Consider the following 208-nt stretch of genomic DNA (forward strand, 5'->3'; position numbering starts at 1 on the left):
CACTTGCAAAAAATTGTATGTGTTTGAGTTTGAAGCGGATGTCGCCAGGCTAGCACCAGACTTTGCTGCGCTGGTAGCCGCCTCTGCGTTCAATGTGATTGCCACGGCACCGGGCGATGAGTGTGATTTCGTATCTCGCTTCTTCGGCCCGCACGTGGGTATCAATGAAGATCCGGTGACAGGGTCGGCACACTGCGCACTGGTGCCT

The 208-nt window shown here is 55.3% G+C and carries 1 protein-coding gene; it reads left to right on the forward strand.

What is annotated here, in order from left to right; genetic code table 11:
- Positions 1–19: 19 nt before the first annotated feature.
- On the forward strand, positions 20–208 hold a 189-nt coding region (locus A3709_RS17385; RefSeq protein ID WP_231871225.1), incomplete at its 3' end, for a PhzF family phenazine biosynthesis protein.

Origin of the sequence: Halioglobus sp. HI00S01 (assembly GCF_001635445.1) — a bacterium.
Taxonomy (GTDB): domain Bacteria; phylum Pseudomonadota; class Gammaproteobacteria; order Pseudomonadales; family Halieaceae; genus Halioglobus; species Halioglobus japonicus.